At 64.4% G+C, this 17372-nt stretch carries 20 protein-coding genes; 12 read left to right on the top strand and 8 right to left on the bottom strand.

Annotation, left to right across the window (positions count from 1 at the left end; all coding sequences use genetic code 11):
* Nucleotides 1-70: 70 nt before the first annotated feature.
* Entirely contained in the window at nt 71-670 is a 600-nt protein-coding gene (locus AB1N67_RS20035) for a LysE/ArgO family amino acid transporter (RefSeq protein ID WP_043213572.1), read from the bottom strand.
* A 125-nt stretch (nt 671-795) separates the two neighbouring features.
* Between AB1N67_RS20035 and AB1N67_RS20030 the strand changes: the two genes are divergently transcribed.
* From AB1N67_RS20030 to AB1N67_RS20020, 3 genes are all read left to right on the top strand, one after another.
* Nucleotides 796-1686 (top strand): LysR family transcriptional regulator ArgP, encoded by an 891-nt coding sequence (locus tag AB1N67_RS20030; RefSeq protein ID WP_070576115.1) that lies wholly within the window; start codon nt 796-798, stop codon nt 1684-1686.
* 49 nt (nt 1687-1735) lie between these two features.
* The gene (locus AB1N67_RS20025) at nt 1736-2731 is read left to right on the top strand and encodes an NAD(P)-dependent oxidoreductase (protein WP_090344926.1); all 996 of its coding nucleotides are present in this window, start codon (nt 1736-1738) and stop codon (nt 2729-2731) included.
* A gap of 87 nt (nt 2732-2818) precedes the next feature.
* Entirely contained in the window at nt 2819-3643 is an 825-nt protein-coding gene (locus AB1N67_RS20020; RefSeq protein ID WP_043213579.1) for an ATPase, read from the top strand.
* Between the two features lie 63 nt (nt 3644-3706).
* Here AB1N67_RS20020 and AB1N67_RS20015 read toward each other — a convergent pair whose 3' ends face one another.
* Genes AB1N67_RS20015 through AB1N67_RS20005 form a run of 3 tightly spaced genes read right to left on the bottom strand, consistent with a single transcriptional unit; the run spans nt 3707 to nt 6261 of the window.
* A complete protein-coding gene (locus tag AB1N67_RS20015; RefSeq protein ID WP_090344928.1) occupies nt 3707-4756 on the bottom strand; it encodes an alkene reductase in 1050 nt (349 codons plus the stop codon).
* Between the two features lie 19 nt (nt 4757-4775).
* Nucleotides 4776-5945: an MFS transporter gene (locus AB1N67_RS20010; protein ID WP_090344930.1), complete on the bottom strand. Its 1170-nt coding sequence runs from the start codon at nt 5943-5945 to the stop codon at nt 4776-4778.
* Between the two features lie 13 nt (nt 5946-5958).
* A complete protein-coding gene (locus AB1N67_RS20005) occupies nt 5959-6261 on the bottom strand; it encodes a helix-turn-helix transcriptional regulator (protein ID WP_043213583.1) in 303 nt (100 codons plus the stop codon).
* 153 nt (nt 6262-6414) lie between these two features.
* On the opposite strand from AB1N67_RS20005, the gene AB1N67_RS20000 reads away from it, so the two are divergent.
* Nucleotides 6415-6987, top strand: coding sequence for an ACP phosphodiesterase (locus AB1N67_RS20000; protein ID WP_090344932.1), 573 nt, complete (start codon nt 6415-6417; stop codon nt 6985-6987).
* A 113-nt stretch (nt 6988-7100) separates the two neighbouring features.
* Here the strand turns inward: AB1N67_RS20000 and AB1N67_RS19995 are convergent, their stop codons facing one another.
* Together AB1N67_RS19995 and olsB are read right to left on the bottom strand one after the other, a co-directional pair.
* Nucleotides 7101-7889, bottom strand: a complete 789-nt coding sequence (locus tag AB1N67_RS19995) for a lysophospholipid acyltransferase family protein (RefSeq protein ID WP_090344934.1) — start codon at nt 7887-7889, stop codon at nt 7101-7103.
* Entirely contained in the window at nt 7889-8644 is a 756-nt protein-coding gene (gene olsB / locus AB1N67_RS19990) for an L-ornithine N(alpha)-acyltransferase (RefSeq protein ID WP_090344936.1), read from the bottom strand. Before olsB ends, AB1N67_RS19995 begins: the two co-directional genes overlap by 1 nt.
* A gap of 134 nt (nt 8645-8778) precedes the next feature.
* Here olsB and AB1N67_RS19985 point away from each other — a divergent pair, with 134 nt between their 5' ends.
* From AB1N67_RS19985 to AB1N67_RS19960, 6 genes are all read left to right on the top strand, one after another.
* Nucleotides 8779-9666: an acyl-CoA dehydrogenase gene (locus AB1N67_RS19985; protein WP_043214961.1), complete on the top strand. Its 888-nt coding sequence runs from the start codon at nt 8779-8781 to the stop codon at nt 9664-9666.
* Between the two features lie 51 nt (nt 9667-9717).
* On the top strand, nt 9718-10797 hold the full coding sequence (locus tag AB1N67_RS19980; RefSeq protein ID WP_102081642.1) for a serine hydrolase: 1080 nt from the start codon (nt 9718-9720) through the stop codon (nt 10795-10797).
* Nucleotides 10794-11090 (top strand): hypothetical protein, encoded by a 297-nt coding sequence (locus AB1N67_RS19975; RefSeq protein ID WP_043214957.1) that lies wholly within the window; start codon nt 10794-10796, stop codon nt 11088-11090. The genes AB1N67_RS19980 and AB1N67_RS19975 overlap by 4 nt, the downstream gene beginning before the upstream one ends.
* Before the next feature lie 44 nt (nt 11091-11134).
* Nucleotides 11135-11716, top strand: a complete 582-nt coding sequence (locus AB1N67_RS19970) for a YceI family protein (protein ID WP_043214956.1) — start codon at nt 11135-11137, stop codon at nt 11714-11716.
* A 1-nt stretch (nt 11717) separates the two neighbouring features.
* Nucleotides 11718-12875, top strand: a complete 1158-nt coding sequence (locus tag AB1N67_RS19965) for a phosphatidylserine/phosphatidylglycerophosphate/cardiolipin synthase family protein (RefSeq protein ID WP_070576082.1) — start codon at nt 11718-11720, stop codon at nt 12873-12875.
* A gap of 79 nt (nt 12876-12954) precedes the next feature.
* Nucleotides 12955-13521 (top strand): DJ-1/PfpI family protein, encoded by a 567-nt coding sequence (locus tag AB1N67_RS19960; RefSeq protein ID WP_070092394.1) that lies wholly within the window; start codon nt 12955-12957, stop codon nt 13519-13521.
* A gap of 183 nt (nt 13522-13704) precedes the next feature.
* Here AB1N67_RS19960 and AB1N67_RS19955 read toward each other — a convergent pair whose 3' ends face one another.
* Complete coding sequence (locus tag AB1N67_RS19955) at nt 13705-14103, bottom strand: nuclear transport factor 2 family protein (RefSeq protein ID WP_102081635.1); 399 nt, start codon at nt 14101-14103, stop codon at nt 13705-13707.
* 115 nt (nt 14104-14218) lie between these two features.
* Here AB1N67_RS19955 and AB1N67_RS19950 point away from each other — a divergent pair, with 115 nt between their 5' ends.
* Nucleotides 14219-14809 carry a GNAT family acetyltransferase gene (locus AB1N67_RS19950; RefSeq protein WP_043214941.1) on the top strand — a complete coding sequence of 197 codons (591 nt, stop codon included), beginning with the start codon at nt 14219-14221 and terminating at the stop codon, nt 14807-14809.
* A complete protein-coding gene (locus AB1N67_RS19945) occupies nt 14806-15678 on the top strand; it encodes a carbon-nitrogen hydrolase family protein (RefSeq protein ID WP_102081636.1) in 873 nt (290 codons plus the stop codon). Before AB1N67_RS19950 ends, AB1N67_RS19945 begins: the two co-directional genes overlap by 4 nt.
* Before the next feature lie 121 nt (nt 15679-15799).
* Here the strand turns inward: AB1N67_RS19945 and AB1N67_RS19940 are convergent, their stop codons facing one another.
* Nucleotides 15800-17323: a fumarate hydratase gene (locus AB1N67_RS19940; RefSeq protein ID WP_043214937.1), complete on the bottom strand. Its 1524-nt coding sequence runs from the start codon at nt 17321-17323 to the stop codon at nt 15800-15802.
* Between the last annotated feature and the right edge of the window lie 49 nt (nt 17324-17372).

The raw sequence follows: 17372 nt of genomic DNA, 5'->3' as shown, positions 1-17372 counted from the left end.
TCAAGCTTCAAGCTGGAAGAGGGCGCCGTGTCTGCCTTTGGCTTGCAGCTTGCAGCTTAGAACTCACCCTTCAAGAAAAGATCAATTGCGCGGCGACGGCGAACATCATCACAGCCACCATCAGGTCCAGCAGGCGCCAGGTGGCTGGACGGGCGAGCCATGGCGCAAGCCAGGCCGCGCCCAGCGCAAGGGTCGAGAACCACACCAGCGAGGCACTGGCGGCGCCGGCCACATAGGCCCCAGGTACGGTCTGTTGGGCGCCCAGCGAGCCGATCAGCAGCACGGTGTCGAGGTAGACATGAGGGTTGAGCAGGGTCACTGCCAGGGCGCTGAGCAACACCGCGCGACGCGAGCGCATGCCTTGGCCTTGCTGGTGTTGCAGGCTCTGCTTGGAGCACGCGCTACGCAGTGCCTTGGCCCCGTACCAAATGAGGAACACCGCACCGCCCCAGCGTGCGACCGCCAGCAAGGTCGGGTTGTGAGCCAGGACCGTGGCCAGGCCGAACACCCCGGCGGCCACCAGGATGGCATCGCAGATGATGCACAGCGCGGCCACCGGCAAGTGATGCTCGCGGCGCAGGCTCTGGGCCAGGACGAAGGCGTTCTGTGCGCCGATGGCCATGATCAGGCCGAATGCCACCAGCATGCCGTTCAGATAGCTTTGCCACATAACAGGAACACTCCACTGACGCCGAACAAGCGCCGGCGTTGATTACCCAAGAAGATGCTGGCCATTGTGAGGAAATGCCCTGTATAAGAAAAACAAATAAAGCTGATCTGGCATTAGAGAAATAGATGTTCGACTACAAGCTGCTTGCCGCCCTCGCTGCCGTCATCGAACAAGGCGGTTTCGAACGTGCTGCTCAAGTTCTGGGCCTGTCGCAATCGGCCATTTCCCAGCGCATCAAGCTGCTCGAGGCGCGGGTCGGCCAGCCGGTGCTGGTGCGGGCCACGCCACCGAGCCCCACCGAGGTGGGGCGACAGTTGCTCAACCATGTGCAGCAGGTGCGTCTGCTTGAGCGTGACCTGCAGCGCCAGGTCCCGGCGCTGGACGAGGAAGGCCTGCCCGAGCGCCTGCGTATCGCCCTCAACGCCGACAGCCTGGCGACCTGGTGGGCGGGTGCGGTGGGGGATTTCTGCGCGGGGCAGCAGGTGTTGCTCGATCTGGTAGTCGAAGACCAGGAGGTCGGCCTCAAGCGCATGCGTGCCGGCGAAGTGGCGGCGTGCCTGTGTGGCAGCGAGCGGCCGGTGGCCGGCGCGCGCAGCGTGTTGCTGGGGGCCATGCGTTACCGGGCATTGGCCAGCCCCGCGTTCATGGCCCGGCACTTTGCCCAGGGGTTCGAGGCCCGGCGCCTGGCGCGGATCCCGGCAGTGGTGTACGGCCCGGATGATTTCCTGCAACACCGCTACCTGGCTTCGTTGGGCATCGAGGGCAGTTTCCTGTATCACCTGTGCCCTTCGTCCGAAGGGTTTCTGCGCATGACCGAGGCCGGTGTGGGGTGGGGGTTGGTGCCGGAATTGCAGGCCCGCGAACAACTGGCCAGCGGCCAATTGGTGGAAATCTGCACCGATACCCCCATCGACGTGCCGTTGTACTGGCATCATTGGCGCAATGGCGGGCAGTTGCTCGCTCAGCTGACCGAGCACCTGCGCCATACGGCGTCGAGCTGGCTGGTGCCCTTGTAGGCGCGGACGGCGTCAGCTGCATCTGTAATTTGGCAAGGCGGAGTGTTACATGCGAATTCTGGTCACCGGTGCGAGCGGCTTCATCGGCGGGCGCTTTGCGCGCTTTGCCTTGGAGCAGGGCCTGGAGGTGCGGGTCAATGGCCGGCGCGCCGAGGGCGTTGAGCATCTGGTCAAGCGCGGCGCCCAGTTCATTTCTGGCGACCTAGGCGATGCCGAGCTGGCCCGGCGGCTCTGTCAGGGTGTCGACGCGGTGGTCCATTGCGCTGGCGCCACCGGCCACTGGGGTCGCTATCAGGATTTTCACCAGGGTAACGTGGTGGTCACCGAGAACGTGGTGGAAGGCTGCTTGAAGGAGCACGTGCGGCGCCTGGTGTACCTGTCGTCGCCGTCGCTGTACTTCAATGGCTCCTCGCGTCTTGATATCCGCGAGGAGCCATTACCTCGGCGATTTCATGACCTTCAGGCGTCGACCAAGCGCCTGGCCGAACAGAAGGTCTTCGGCGCCCAGGAGTTCGGCCTGGAAGTGCTGGCCCTGCGACCGCAACGGGTCACCGGCGCGGGCGATGCCGGTTTCTTCCCAAGGCTCATGCAGCTGCAGCGCAAGCGCCGCCTGGCCATCATCGGCAATGGCCTTAACAAGGCCGATTTCACCAGTGTGCACAACCTTAACGAAGCCCTGCTCAGCGCTCTGTTCGCCGATGAGCAGGCGCTTGGCCAGGCCTACAACATCAGCAACGGCCAACCGTTGCCGCTGTGGGATGTGATCAATTACGTGATGCGCCAGATGCAGCTGCCCCAGGTTACCCGCTACCGTGGCTATGGCCTGGCCTACAGCCTGGGCGCGTTGAACGAGGCCGCCTGCCTGCTGTGGCCAGGCCGTCCACAACCGACCCTGTCGCGCCTCGGGGCGCAGATGATGAGCAGGGATTTCACTTTGGATATCAGCCGCGCGCGGCAACATCTGGACTACCGGCCCAAGGTCAGCCTGTGGACCGCGCTGGATGAATTCTGCGCCTGGTGGAAGAACGTGCCCGGCCAACAATGAACCCCGGCCGAGGATAATGGTCATCAGTGCGCCGCTCTGGCGGTTTATACTCATGCCTCTTTGCTATTACTGTGGTTGAAAGCCTCCATGCGTAACGACCCCCTCGACGATTTCGACGATGTGCCGACCCTGCGTGCCGGTACTCCGGATGATGATGAACTGCTCCCGGCGCACGTGGCACGGAGCCGGCGCAAGGCCGCGCGTCCGGCCAGCACGGGCCCGCTGTGGGCGCTGCTGGGGGCCTCGGTCATCGCCCTGGCGGGCCTGGGATGGTGGAGCTTCCAACAGATCTCGCTGATGGAGCAGCAGTTGGTAGCGACCCAGGAGAGCTTCGCCCGGATCAGCGAAGAAGCCGCGGGGCGACTTCAGGCGATCAGCGGCAAAGTCGAGGCCAGCGAGTCCAGTGTCAACACCGGTAGCGAGGCCTTGAAGCTGCAGATCCGCCAGTTGAAGGCGAGCTTGGCCGAGCAGAGCAAGCAGCAGCAGGGTGTGGCGGGCCAGGCGGGGGATCTGGGCAAGCGTCTGGAGCAGGTCTTGGCCGATACCCGTGCACAGCAAAAAGCGGTGACAGAATTGCAGAGCCAGTTGCAGGCGCAGCTCAAGGCGGTCAATGGTGAGTTGGCCGCGCTCAAGTCCGGCCAGCTCGATGGCGGCAAGCTCGACGGCCAGATCAAGAGCCTGAGCAGCGAAGTGGCGAGCCTGAAGAAACAGGGTAATCCCAGTGCGGCGATCGAGAGCCTGGAGCAGGATGTGCTGGTGCTCAAGAGTCAGATCGACAACCGCCCGGCACCTAGCGCTGGTGGGGCTTCGGTGCAGGAGTTCGATGCCTTCCGCAGCCAGGTGACCCGCAACCTCAATACCTTGCAGAGCCAGATCCAGAACCTGCAACAGCAGATCAACGCCCGGCCTTGAATCTACTGAGCTGTGTTCGCGGGTGAACCCGCTCCCACAAGGCTTGTAGGAGCGGATTTACGATCACATCCGCGGATAGTCGATGTAGCCCACCGGCCCTTTGGCGTAGAAGGTCTCCGGGCGCGGCTCGTTCAGCGGCGCATCGGCGGCCAGACGGGCGGGCAGGTCGGGGTTGGCGATGAATGGGATGCCAAAGGCCACCGCGTCGGCTTTGCCGCTGGCCAGCGCCGCGTTGGCACTGGCTTTGTCGAAGCGCTCATTGACGATGTACGGGCCACCGAAGGCTTCCTTGATCAGCGGGCCGATGCTGTCGTCGGCTTCTTTCTCCCGCGAGCAGATGAATGCGATGCCGCGCTTGCCCAGCTCCCGAGCGACATAGCTGAAGGTCTCGGCACGGTCGGCATCGCCCATGTCATGGGCGTCGGCCCGTGGTGCCAAGTGCACGCCTACACGATTGGCGCCCCACACCTCGATCGCCGCGTCGGTCACCTCCAGCAGCAGACGAGCACGGTTTTCCAGGGAGCCGCCGTAACGGTCGGTGCGCTGGTTGGTGCTGCTTTGCAGGAATTGATCGAGCAGGTAGCCGTTGGCCCCGTGGATCTCTACGCCATCGAAGCCGGCCGCCTTGGCATTTTCGGCACCGGTGCGGTAGGCCTCGACGATGTCGGCGATTTCTTCGGTCTCAAGGGCTCGTGGCGTCGGGTACTCGGTGATCGGACGGATCAAGCTGACGTGGCCCTTGGGCTGGATCGCGCTCGGGGCCACCGGCAGTTCGCCGTTGAGGTACTGGGTGTGGGAGATGCGCCCGACGTGCCACAGCTGCAGGAAGATGCGCCCACCAGCCCCGTGCACGGCCTTGGTGACGTTGGTCCAGCCGCGCACCTGTTCGTCCGACCAGATGCCGGGAGTGTCAGGGTAGCCAACGCCCATGGGGGTCACCGAGGTGGCCTCGCTGAGGATCAGTCCGGCGCTGGCGCGTTGCACGTAGTACTCGGCCATCAATGCGTTGGGCACTCGGCCTTCGTCGGCGCGGCAACGGGTCAATGGGGCCATGATGATGCGGTTGGGCAGTTGCAGGTCGCCCAGTGTGATCGGATCGAAGAGCGTGGTCATTGGCGTAGCCTCGCGAGGGTCAGTTGGAAGCGGTGGCCAGTTCGGCGTTGCCGCCGCGCTGGTGGAAGGTAATCAAGGTGACGATCAGCGCCAGGATCGCCAGGGCAGCCGCGGCCAAGGGCACGCGGGTCAGGCCGAAGCCGTGGGCGATGACACTGCCGCCGACCCAGGCGCCCAGGGCATTGCCCAGGTTGAAGGCACCGATGTTCAGGGTCGACACCAGGTTGGGTGCGGCCTTGCCGTAAGTCACCACGTTGACCTGCAGGGCAGGCACGGCGGCAAAGGCGGCGGTGGCCCAGAGGAACAAAGTGATCTCGGCAGGTACCAGGGCCGTGCTGGTCCAGCTCAACGCCGTGGACACCACTGCCATGGCGGCGAACACACCCACCAGAGTCGCCCCCAGGCGGCGGTCGGCGAGCTTGCCGCCGAGGATGTTGCCCACGGTCAGGCCCAGGCCGATCAACAGCAAGGTCCAGGTGACGCCACGTGGCGATACGCCGGTGACGTCGCCGAGCAGGGGGGCGACGTAGGTGAACAGGGCGAACATCGAGGCCGAGAACAGCACGGTCATGCTTAGCGACAGCCAGATGCCGGCCCCCTTGAGGGCGCCCAGTTCGGCGCGCATGTCGACTTTCTCTTCCTGGCGCTGCAGCGGCAGGTAGCGCACCAGGCCGATCAGTGCGATCACGCCGATGGCGGTCACCGCCCAGAAGGTCGAGCGCCAGCCAGCGGCCTGGCCCAGCGCAGTCCCCAAGGGCACGCCGAGCACGTTGGCCAGGGTCAAGCCGGTGAACATCAGGGCCACGGCCGAGGCGCGGCGGTTGGCCGGTACCAGGCTTGCCGCCACCACCGAGCCGATGCCGAAGAAGGCGCCATGGCACAGGGCGGTCACCACGCGGGCGAACATCAAAAGGTCATAGTCCGCGGCCACCGCGCAGAGCAGGTTGCCGACGATGAACACGCCCATCAGCGTCACCAGCGCGGCCTTGCGCGGCAGACGCGCAGTGGCCAGGGCCATGAACGGTGCGCCGATGGCCACCCCCAGGGCGTAGCCGGTCACCAGCCAGCCGGCACCGGGGATGGTCACCCCCAGGTCCTGCGCCACATCGGGCAGCAGGCCCATGATGACGAATTCGGTGGTGCCGATGGCGAAGGCGCTGAGCGCCAGGATCATCAGGGAAAGAGGCATTGCAAGGTCCTTGTCAGAGCTCTTGGCTCATCTGCTGGAGGAACGCCTGGATGGTGTCCTCGTTGCGTTTGAAGAAGTGCCACTGGCCGATCTTCTGGCTGCTGATGAGGCCCGCGCGCTGCAAGGTGGCCAGGTGGGCGGAGACGGTCGACTGCGACAGGCCGCAGCGTTGGTCGATTTGCCCGGCACAGACGCCGTATTCGGTGCTGTGCTGCTGGTCGGGGAACTGCGCAGCCGGGTCCTTGAGCCAGGTGAGGATTTCTCGCCTTACCGGGTGGGAGAGGGCTTTTATTATTTCGTCGAGATCAAGAGGCATGGTGGGACTCATGGTGTGTAGCGTTATATCGCGATGAGGCGAAATATAAATCGGTATTTCGCGATATACAAATATGAAGAGGTTCTTAGCTGAGCGCGAATCGCTATATCGCGTTATAACGATATGGTTCCCGTGAGTGCTAGACTGGGCGCCATGAACTACCTCGCACACCTGCATCTGGGCGGCCGAGAGCCGCAACAACTGCTCGGCAGCCTGTATGGCGATTTCGTCAAAGGTTCGCTGCAAGGGCGCTTCCCGCCGGCCCTCGAGGCTTCGATTCGTCTGCACCGCCATATCGACAGCTACACCGACAGCCACCCGCTGGTACTGGCGGCGCTGGCGCGCTTTCCCCGTGAGCGGCGGCGTTTTGCCGGGATCGTCCTGGATGTGTTTTTCGACCACTGCCTGGCGCGGCACTGGGACGATTACGCCGCACAGCCGCTGAGCGCCTTCACCGGAGACTTCTACCGCGTACTGCTCGCCGAGCCGGCACTGCCCGGGCGGCTGGCGCATATCGCCCCGTTCATGGCCGCAGACGACTGGCTGGGCGCCTATGGCGATTTCGACACGCTGGAGCAGGTGTTTCGCGGTATCGCCCGGCGGTTGTCACGGCCGGAAGGCATGGACGGGGTGATGGGGGAGTTGGAGGTGTTGTACGAGCCGTTGTTGGCGGATTTTCGCGAGTTCTATCCGCAGTTGCAGGCTTTTGCGCTGGCGAGTCGATGAACCTTCATACGACCGTACGGGCCTTTTCGCGGGTAAACCCGCTCCCACAAGGCACCGCCACCCTTATCGGAGCGGGTTTACCCGCGAAAGGGCCGATTGGACCGCCACACGACTCAGGCCGCCTTCGCTTGCCGTCGCGGCACCGCTTCCCACCCGTCGGCGCCATACAAGGCCAGCTGCACCGCCTGCTGCGCCTGGAACGCCAGCACCGCCCGCTCCTTGCCTAGGCTGGGGATCGGCTCCAGCAGCTGGATGATCACTTCCCCGTGCGGCTGGCGGAACAAACGCATCAGGTGAGACACCAGGTCGTCATCGCCAATAAACGGCGCGATCGGGTCCGCTTGACCGTTGCGCAGGTACTGGATCGCCACCGGCTGCACCGGGGTGCCTTGGTCGATGGCGCCGGCCAGCAGCCGGCCATGGAAGGTACGCAGGGCGCGGCCGTTGGTGGTGGTGCCTTCCGGAAAGATCAGCAGCGGCCGTTGCTGGGCCAACTGCTCACCGATCTGCTGAGACAGGCGCTGGCCGTCACCACCGCCACGGCGGATGAACAGGGTGCCGGCTTTTTCCGCCAGCCAACCGGCCAGCGGCCAGTGGCGCACTTCGGCCTTGGACAGGAACGACAGCGGCGTGAGCATGCCAAGCAGGGGGATGTCGGTCCAGGACACATGGTTGCTGACCCACAGCATCGGCTGTAACGGTAAAGGGCCAATCACTCGGACCTCGAAGGGCAGGGCGGCGACCAGATACCGCATGAACAGGCATGTCCAGCGCTGGCGCCGTTGGCAGGAAGGCTTCAGGCCCAGGCGTTCTCCCAGGGTGATCGCGCTGGCCATGACGATGCCCAGTGCCAGCACCAGCAGCAGACGCGACAGGCGGGCGAATGCCCGCAATCCAGGCATCACACCGCCGCCTTGAAGTGGCGGGCGTAGCGCGGGCAGAGGTCGTCGCGCTTGAGCAGGATGAACACATCGGCGACCTGGAAATCCTCGTCCCAGCACGGTTCGCCGCAGATCTTCGCGCCCAGGCGCATGTAAGCCTTGAGCAAGGGCGGCATTTCGGCGATGACGTTGTTCGGCAGGGCCAGGGTCGGCAGTGGTTTTTTCGGCTCGGCCCGCAGGTGCTCGGTGCACAGGTAGCGTTCGCGCAGGCGCTGCATGATGGCGTGGGCCTGCACGCCGCCGTCCTGCATGGGAATGCTGGCGCACCCCATCAAGTAGTTGTAGCGGCCTTCGTTGAGCACTTCGGCGAGCTCGCCCCAGAGCACGGCAATGGTGCCGCCATTGCGATAGGCCGGGTCGACGCAGGTACGGCCCAGCTCCAGGATCGGCCCCTGCAGTTCCAGCAGGCCGTGCAGGCTGAACTCTTCTTCGCTGTAGAAGCGTCCCAGGCTGCTGGCGGCCTGGTGGTCGAGCAGACGGGTAGTGGCGACCAGTTGGCCGGTGGCCAGGTCACGCACGCCGATGTGGCGACAATGGATGTCGTAGTCGTCCATGTCCAGGCCCAGTTCCGCGCCCTTGAGCTTGGCCTGGAATTCGGCGCTGAACACTTTGAAGCGCAGGGCCTGTGCTTCCTGAAGCGCCGTGGCGCCGACCAGGCGTTCGGCTTGCAGACGGCGTTCAGTGCTGGTGTCGCCAGAGCGTGCGGTCCGAGTCATTGCGAGTCTCCATGAGCCAGCCAAGGGTTGCGGCCGGTCGACTTTGTTGTGCAAAGTCAGCCTAGGTACGCGCGGTGTCACCCCCGTGAAGCTTTGGTGATGCTTGCGTGACAACCCCTGACGAGGAGCCTGAGATGCCCTGGTTGCAACGAGTCAACGACCCCTACCGCCAGCCCGAGGCCCAAAGCCTGGGTGAAGGCTACGCCGCCCTGCTCGAGCGTCTCGGGCCAGTCTCGCCCTTCGAGCTGGCGGTGCTCGGTGGGCGGGCGATGGCGACGCCGGGGCTGGCTTTTCTAGTCGGTTACCAAGCGGCCCTGCGTGTGCTCTGGCCCAGTGCCCCAGCCAGCCTGGGTGCCTTGTGTGCCACCGAGCGGCGCAGCGTGCGGCCGGCGGACATGCAGACCCGCCTGGAGAACCTGCGCCTGACCGGCAGCAAGGATTTCGTCACCGCCGGGCTGGACGCCGAATGGCTGCTGGTGGCGGCGCGCAGCGAGGCTGATGGCGAGAAGCCTCGACTGCAACTGGCGGTGGTCTACCCGGGTGAGGCAGGGGTGACGCTGGAGGCCTTGCCCACCTTGCCGTTGATGCCCGAAGTCGGCCATGCGCGCCTGCAGTTGCACCAGGCCGCCTGCGAACGGCTCGCCGGTGATGGTTGGGATGCCTACGTCAAACCCTTCCGCTCGTTGGAAGACCTCTACGTGCTCGCCGCGCTGGTGGCCTGGCTGTATGGCGTCGGTCAGGAAAGTGCCTGGCCCCAGGACCTGCGGCTGCGTTTACTGGGCCTGCTGGGTGGATGCGCCGAGGGCAGCCGACAGTGCGCCGACAGCGCCGCCTGCCACTTGCTGCTGGGCGGTCTGTTCGCCCAGTTCCATGCGCTGCGCGAGACGATCGACAAAGCCCTGGCGGGCGGGCCGCCTCACTGGATGCAGTTGTGGCAGCGCGATCAGGGCGTGCTGGCGCTGGCCACGGCGGCGCGGGAGAAGCGCCTGCACAAGGCCTGGGCCGCTGTCGGATTGTCATGAAACCCTGGCAGGCTCGCCCGTTCAGCCACGTGAGGGGCGGCCATGGGCAGGTTGGGGAAATTGCTGGGCATTCTGGCAGGGGTGAGCGTTTCGGCGTGGGCCGAGTCGTGGCCGGATCCGCAGTGGCAGCGCGAACCTGCGGCCATCGACTGGCAGGCGGTCGAGGCCTATGCCTTTCCCGACCGCGACGAGACCGGGCGCACGGGTGTGCGCAGCGATGCGCTGCTGGTCATCCGTGACGGGCGTATCCTGTATGAGCGCTACGTCGCGCCCACCCGTGCCGACACCACGCACCTGACCTGGTCGATCAGCAAGAGTGTGCTGGCCACTGTGCTGGGGGTGGCTTACGGCGAAGGGCGCTTTACCCTCGATGCGCCGGCATGGCACTACTATCCGCCGCTCAAGGTGCATTCGGAACTGCGCATCGTCGACCTGCTGCATTGGGCCAGCGGCCTGGCCTGGCAGGAGGACTACGAATACGCACCGCTCAAGTCCTCGGTGGTGGCCATGCTGTATACCCGTGGCCGTAAGGACATGGCTGCCTTCACCGCAGCGCAGCCGGCCGAGGTGGCACCGGGCGAGCGCTTTCGCTACTCCAGTGGCGACAGCAACCTGCTGGCGGCGGCCTTGCGCGGCATGCTGCCCCCCGACAGCCGTGATGCCTACCCATGGCAGGCGTTGTTCGAGCCCTTGGGTATTCGCCGCGCAGTCTGGGAGCGCGATAGCGCCGGCACCTACGTGGGCTCCTCCTATCTTTATTTGAGTGCGCGAGACCTGGCCCGCATCGGCCTGCTGATGCTGCGTGATGGGCGTTGGCAAGGGCGGCAACTGTTGCCCAGGGACTGGGTGGCGTTCAATCGGCAGCTGTTCGAGCGGGCCGAGGCGATCCCGGACGAGGCCAATCCTGGCGGGCACTGGTGGCTCAACCAGCCGTTGCCGGGCCAGCCGGCGCCATGGCCGGACGCTGCCCAAGACGTCTATGCCGCACTGGGTCATTGGGGCCAGGCACTTTATGTGGTGCCTTCGCAGAAATTGGTGATCGTGCGTTACGCCGATGACCGCGATGGCACCTACCAGCACAACGAACTGCTCAAGCGGGTGTTGGCGGCCGTTGCGGGGGAGGGCAGATGAAGCGCGTCCTGCTGTTGTTGATGGTGGCGTTGCTGGTGTGGGCGTGGCACGAGCGCCAGGCGTTGGCGGATTTTCCGAGCATCCTGTCGGCCTACTCGGCCAAGGAGTACTGCTCGTGCCGCTTCGTCATGGGCTTCGATGAGGTCTACTGCCGGGGTTATGTACAGCAGTACCTGCCCTTGGGCAGGTTGGAAGAGGACCACGCGCGACGTCGGGTGCTCGCTGAAGGCTTGGGACGGCGCAATCAGGCAGCCTGGGTGAACGCGCGGGAGGGCTGCCGCTTGCTGCCGTGAAGGCGGGCGGGTAAGGTTGACGGCCTTGTTACACGAGATTTCAAATGTTCAAACTGCCCCGTCTACTGCCTGCTCTGCTCATGGCCTTGTGCCTGCCTGCCCATGCCAGCTGGCACCTGGATGGCGAGTCCTCACGTTTGTCTTTTGTCACCAGCAAGAATGGTGACACCTCCGAGGTGCATCGCTTCCTGGTGTTCCATGGCAAGGTCGACGGCAAAGGCAATGCCCAGGTCAGCATCGAAATGGATTCGGTCAGCGGTGGCATACCGCTACGTGACGAGCGCATGCGCAACGAGCTGTTCCAGGTCGCCAAGTTTCCCGAGGCCCTTGTGCAGACGAAGATCGACCTGCGCCCCATCAACGACCTGGCCAATGGCGCCCAGGTCGAACTGCGTCTACCGGTGACTGTGACCCTGCACGGGCAATCGCACCGCTACGATACCTTGCTGCTGGCCACCCGTCTGGATGAACGTCGTTTCCAGGTGGTAACCCTGGAGCCGTTGATCCTGCGTGCCGAGGAGTTCGATCTGTTGCCGGGGCTGGCGTCCCTGCGCAAGCTTTCCGGTGTTGCGTCCATCAGCCCATCGGTGCCGGTGAGTGCGGTGCTGATCTTCTCCGCCCGCTGACATGCCGGGGCCGGTCTTCCCCTGGCGGGATGGCAACGAGTTCGAACTGCTGATCGACGGCCCCGAATTCTTTCCGCGCATGCTCCTGGCGATCGTGCGCGCCGAATTCCAGGTCGATCTGGAGCTCTATCTGGTCGAAGCCGGTCGCTGTGCAGATGCGGTGGTCGAGGCCTTGGAGCAGGCCGCCAGCCGTGGCGTGCGGGTTCGCTGCCTGTTCGACGACTATGGCTCGCTGGCCTTCCCCTCAGCGTTGCGCCAACGCCTGGAGGCGGCGGGCGTACAGGTGCGCTACTACAACCGCCTGCGTTGGCGGCGTGGGGTTCGCAACCTGTACCGGGACCACCGCAAGCTGCTGCTGGTCGATGAATGCTGGGCAGTGGTGGGCGGGACGGGCGTTACCGATGAATTCTGGACCCCAGGCGTCGACACCAGCGAATGGCATGAAGTGATGGTGCGAATGGAAGGCCCCATCGTCACCGACTGGCAACTGTTGTTCGATCGCCAGTGGCACGCCAACAATCGGCGCACCGCCTGGCGGCCAGCCGAGGGCTTTGGCCTGCCCCGCCTGCCGCGGGTGCCCGCCCAAGGCCAGGGCATGGGCCGGGTGGCCTACGCCGACGCCCGTCAGCATCAGGACATCTTGCACTCGCTGGTGCGTGCCCTCAACAGCGGCCAACGGCGCATCTGGCTGGCCACACCGTACTTCCTCCCGACCTTCAGTGTGCGTCGCTCCCTGCGACGAGCGGCGCAGAAGGGCATCGACGTGCGCCTACTGCTCACCGGCCCGCGCACCGACCACCCGGCGGTCCGTTACGCCGGGCACCGCTATTACCCCCGTCTACTGCGCGCCGGCGTTCGGATCTTCGAGTATCAGCCGTGCTTCCTGCACCTGAAGATGGTGCTGGTGGACGAGTGGGTCAGTGTGGGGTCCTGCAACTTCGATCATTGGAACCTGCACTTCAACCTCGAGGCCAATGTAGAAGCCCTCGACCCGCCCCTGACGGCGGCGGTGGCCGCCAGCTTCGAGCGAGACTTCGCCCTCAGCCAGGAAGTCGACCTGGCACGCTGGCATGCCCGGCCCTTCTGGCGTCGGCTGCAGCAGCGGCTGTGGGGGTGGCTCGACCGGCTGGTGGTCAATCTGCTCAATCGTCGCGACTAGACCTGTGGTGAGTACCCGTACACGCTGAAGCGGACTATCGTGCAGGGATTGTTCCCATGCAACGGAAGGGGTGGATGCGATGACGGCCAAGAAAATTCTCATGCTGGTGGGTGACTTCGTCGAGGACTACGAAGTGATGGTGCCGTTCCAGGCACTGAAGATGGTCGGGCATACGGTGCATGCGGTGTGTCCGGAGAAGTTGGCCGGGCAGACGGTGCGCACGGCGATCCATGACTTCGAGGGCGACCAGACCTACAGCGAGAAGCCTGGGCACAACTTTGCCTTGAACTTCGATTTCGTGCAGGTTCGGGCCGAGGGGTACGACGCGTTGTTGATCCCCGGTGGCCGGGCGCCTGAGTACCTGCGCCTGGATGAGCGGGTGCTGGCGCTGGTCAAGGCCTTCGACCAGGCGGGCAAGCCGATCGCGGCGGTGTGTCACGGGGCGCAGTTGCTGGCGGCGGCAGGTGTGCTGGAGGGGCGTGAGTGCAGTGCGTATCCTGCGTGTGCACCTGAGGTACGGTTGGCGGGGGGGCGGTTTGTGGATATCGCTCTGGACCAGGCGCATGTGGATGGGAATCTGGTGACGGCGCCTGCCTGGCCGGCGCATCCTGCCTGGTTGGCGGCGTTTCTGCGGGTGCTTGGGTAGTTTCTTGGGCTAGGTCGGTGTCGGTGTCGGTGGGTTCATTCATTTGAGTTGTCGACGCTGACTCACCGTTTCGCCCTTACGGCGGGTCACTTTTGCCCAAGAGCAAAAGTAGGTCGCCGTAAGGGCGAGAAGCGCCATCAGCGCCCCCACCAACATTGGATATTCACACGCTCCTCAAAAAGCTCAACCTACCTGCTCAACCCAATCATTCAAGTTGTAGTAATTGGTCACCCGAGCAATCTTCCCACAATGGATATAGAAGAACGCCCCCGCCGGCAGCACATACGTCTGTCCGTTGGCCGGTGGCAGCCCTTCGTCGTCGGCCAGGTACTCCCCATGTACGGTGAACTCCGCCGCCGCACGGCTCCCATCGGCATTCTGCATCACCACGATGTCCGCCAGACGCTCCCGGTAGCAGCGGTTCATCTTGTCCATGAACGCTGCAAACGCCGCTTTGCCCATCTGCCGCTCACCCTGGTTGATGTCGTGAATCACATCTTCGCTGAGCAATCCGAGGAAGGCGGGCATGTTGCCAGCATTGAAGGCTGCGTAATAAGCGTTCACAAGTTCGGTAGCGGTCATGGCAATGTTCCTGTCGTGTACGGGAAAGGGGATGGCTTGGGCCGGATGATAGGGTTTCCCCTCAAGCCCGGCTTAGCCGAGCGCGTCATCCACATCGACAAAACGACCGCTAAGCATGGAAATCCGCCTGTTGCACGGCGCCGCGATTGCGCCTTACATCGATGACCTCGCTCGCCTGCGCCTTTCGGTGTTTCGCGAGTTTCCCTACCTTTACGACGGTACGCCGCAGTACGAGGCCGACTACTTGTCCACCTACGCCCGCTCCGGGCGCAGCCTGGCGGTGCTGGCCATCGACCAAGGGCAGGTGGTGGGGGCCTCCACGGGCCTGCCTCTGGTCGACGAGACGCCTGAATTCCAACAGCCGTTCCTGGCCCAAGGGCGCGATCCTGCGAGCGTCTACTACTTCGGCGAGTCGGTGCTATTGCCGGCTTACCGGGGCCAGGGCTTGGGTGTGCGCTTTTTCATCGAGCGCGAGTCTTACGCTCACAAGCTCGCCGAATTCGACTACTGCGCGTTCTGCTCGGTCGAGCGGCCGGCCGGGCATCCCCGGCGTCCTGCCGACTACAAGCCCTTGCACGGCTTCTGGCGCAATCGGGGCTTCCTGCATGAGCCGTCGCTGCGCACGACCTATGCCTGGCGCGACCTCGACGAGGAGCAGGCATCGGCGAAGATCATGTCCTTCTGGCTCAAGGAACTACCCTTGTGATCCGTCTGGCCGCTTGCCAGTACGCCATCGAGCTGCACACGACCTGGGCGGCCTATGCCGAGCACCTCCAGAGCTTGTGCGCCGAGGCTGTCGAGGGCGGCGCGCAGTTGTTGCTGCTGCCTGAGTATGCGGGGTTGGTCCTAAGTGGCCAGTTGCCCTCTGAGCAACGGAGCGACCTGAAGGGATCGATCGCTGGGATCCAGCCGCTGATCGAGCCCTGGCTTGCCTTGTGCGAGGGAATCGCTCGGCGCTGGGGAATCTATCTGCAGCCAGGCAGCCTGCCGGTGCTCGAGACGGACGGGCGCTACCGCAACCGTGCCTGGTTGTTCGGACCGGACGGCGTGCTGGGTTATCAGGACAAACTGATCATGACCCGCTTCGAGCGTGAGCAATGGAACATCGCTGCTGGTGAAGGGCTCAAGGTGTTCGATACGGCGCTGGGACAATTGGGCATCCTGATCTGTTACGACAACGAATTCCCCCTGCTCGCCCGATACTTGGCCGAACGAGGCGCCGACTTGATCCTGGCCCCAAGCTGTACTGACACCGAGGCTGGTTATCACCGGGTGCGCATCGGTGCCCAGGCCCGAGCACTGGAGAATCAGATCGCGGTGCTGCAAAGCCCGACGGTGGGTATGGCGCCTTGGTCGCCGGCGCTTGACGAGAATATCGGACGGGCAGGGCTGTTCGTGCCGCCGGATTACGGCATGCCGAGTAATGGGGTGATTGCCGAGAGCGCCGAGCTTTGCCCTGATGGCAGTCGCTGGCTGCTGGGTAAAGTCGATCTGGAGGAAGTACGTCGGGTTCGACGCGAAGGACAGGTGTTCATCCGGCGGGACTGGCCGGAGCAGTTCGACAGAATTGGATAGGACAGTTGCGGCCCCTTCGCGGGTGAACCGGCTCCTACGAACGCTCCACTGTTTTGGAGTTCAGTGGATGCCCTGTGGGAGCGGGTCCATCCGCGAAGAAGGCGCCGCTGCTACATCAGGCTTACTTCACTTCAACCGCAAGGCTCTGCGCGATCTTGCTCTGCCACAGGGCGGGACCGGTGATGTGCACCGACTCACCGTTGCTGTCCACCGCGACGGTGACCGGCATGTCCTTGACCTCGAACTCGTAGATCGCTTCCATGCCCAGCTCGGCGAAGGCCAGGACCTGGGACTTGCGGATTGCCTGGGCCACCAGGTAGGCGGCGCCGCCAACGGCCATCAGGTACACCGCTTTGTTGTCCTTGATCGCCTCGATGGCGGTCGGGCCACGCTCGGACTTGCCGATCATGCCCAGCAGGCCGGTCTGCTCGAGGATCTGGCGGGTGAACTTGTCCATGCGGGTGGCGGTGGTCGGGCCGGCAGGGCCTACCACTTCGTCACCGACCGGATCGACTGGGCCGACGTAATAGATGAAGCGGCCTTTGAGGTCGACCGGCAGCTCTTCGCCGCGGTTGAGCATCTCGACCATGCGCTTGTGCGCGGCGTCACGACCGGTGAGCATCTTGCCGTTGAGCAGCAGGGTCTCGCCCGGCTTCCAGCTGGCGACTTCTTCCGGGGTGATCGCGTCGAGGTTGACGCGGCGGGCACTCGGGCCGGCTTCCCAGACGATTTCCGGGTAGGCGTCCAGCGACGGCGCTTCCAGCTCGGCCGGGCCGGAGCCGTCCAGCACGAAATGGGCGTGGCGGGTGGCGGCGCAGTTCGGGATCATGCAGACCGGCAGCGAGGCGGCGTGGGTCGGGTAGTCCATGATCTTGACGTCGAGCACGGTGGTCAGACCGCCCAGGCCCTGGGCACCGATACCCAGCTGGTTGACCTTCTCGAACAGCTCCAGGCGCAGTTCTTCGATGCGGTTCTGCGGGCCACGGGCCTTGAGCTCATGGATGTCGATGGACTCCATCAACACTTCCTTGGCCATGACCGCAGCTTTCTCTGCAGTGCCGCCGATGCCGATACCCAGCATGCCAGGCGGGCACCAGCCGGCGCCCATGGTCGGGACAGTCTTCAGGACCCAGTCGACGATCGAGTCGGATGGGTTGAGCATGGCCATCTTCGACTTGTTCTCCGAGCCACCGCCCTTGGCTGCGACGTCGACCTCGACCTTGTCGCCGGGCACGATGGAGTAGTGGATGACGGCCGGGGTGTTGTCCTTGGTGTTCTTGCGGGCACCGGCGGGGTCAGCCAGGATCGAGGCGCGCAGGACGTTTTCAGGCAGGTTGTAGGCGCGACGCACACCCTCGTTGATCATGTCGTCGACGCTCATGGTGGCGCCATCCCAGCGCACGTCCATGCCCACGCGCACGAACACGGTGACGATACCGGTGTCCTGGCAAATCGGGCGGTGGCCGGTGGCGCACATGCGCGAGTTGATCAGGATCTGGGCGATGGAGTCGCGCGCAGCGGGCGACTCTTCACGCAGATAAGCCTCGTGCATCGCCTGGATGAAATCGACGGGGTGGTAGTACGAGATGAATTGCAGGGCGTCGGCAACGCTCTGAATCAGGTCGTCTTGCTTGATCACGGTCATGCAGCGCGCTCCTCTTAAAGACGGGAACATTCAAAAAGGCTCTTCCGAC

Source organism: Pseudomonas guariconensis (assembly GCF_040822035.1).
GTDB classification, from domain to species: domain Bacteria; phylum Pseudomonadota; class Gammaproteobacteria; order Pseudomonadales; family Pseudomonadaceae; genus Aquipseudomonas; species Aquipseudomonas guariconensis.
The sequence above is the reverse complement of the archived record's forward strand: the minus strand, read 5'-3'. Positions and strand labels throughout refer to the sequence as shown.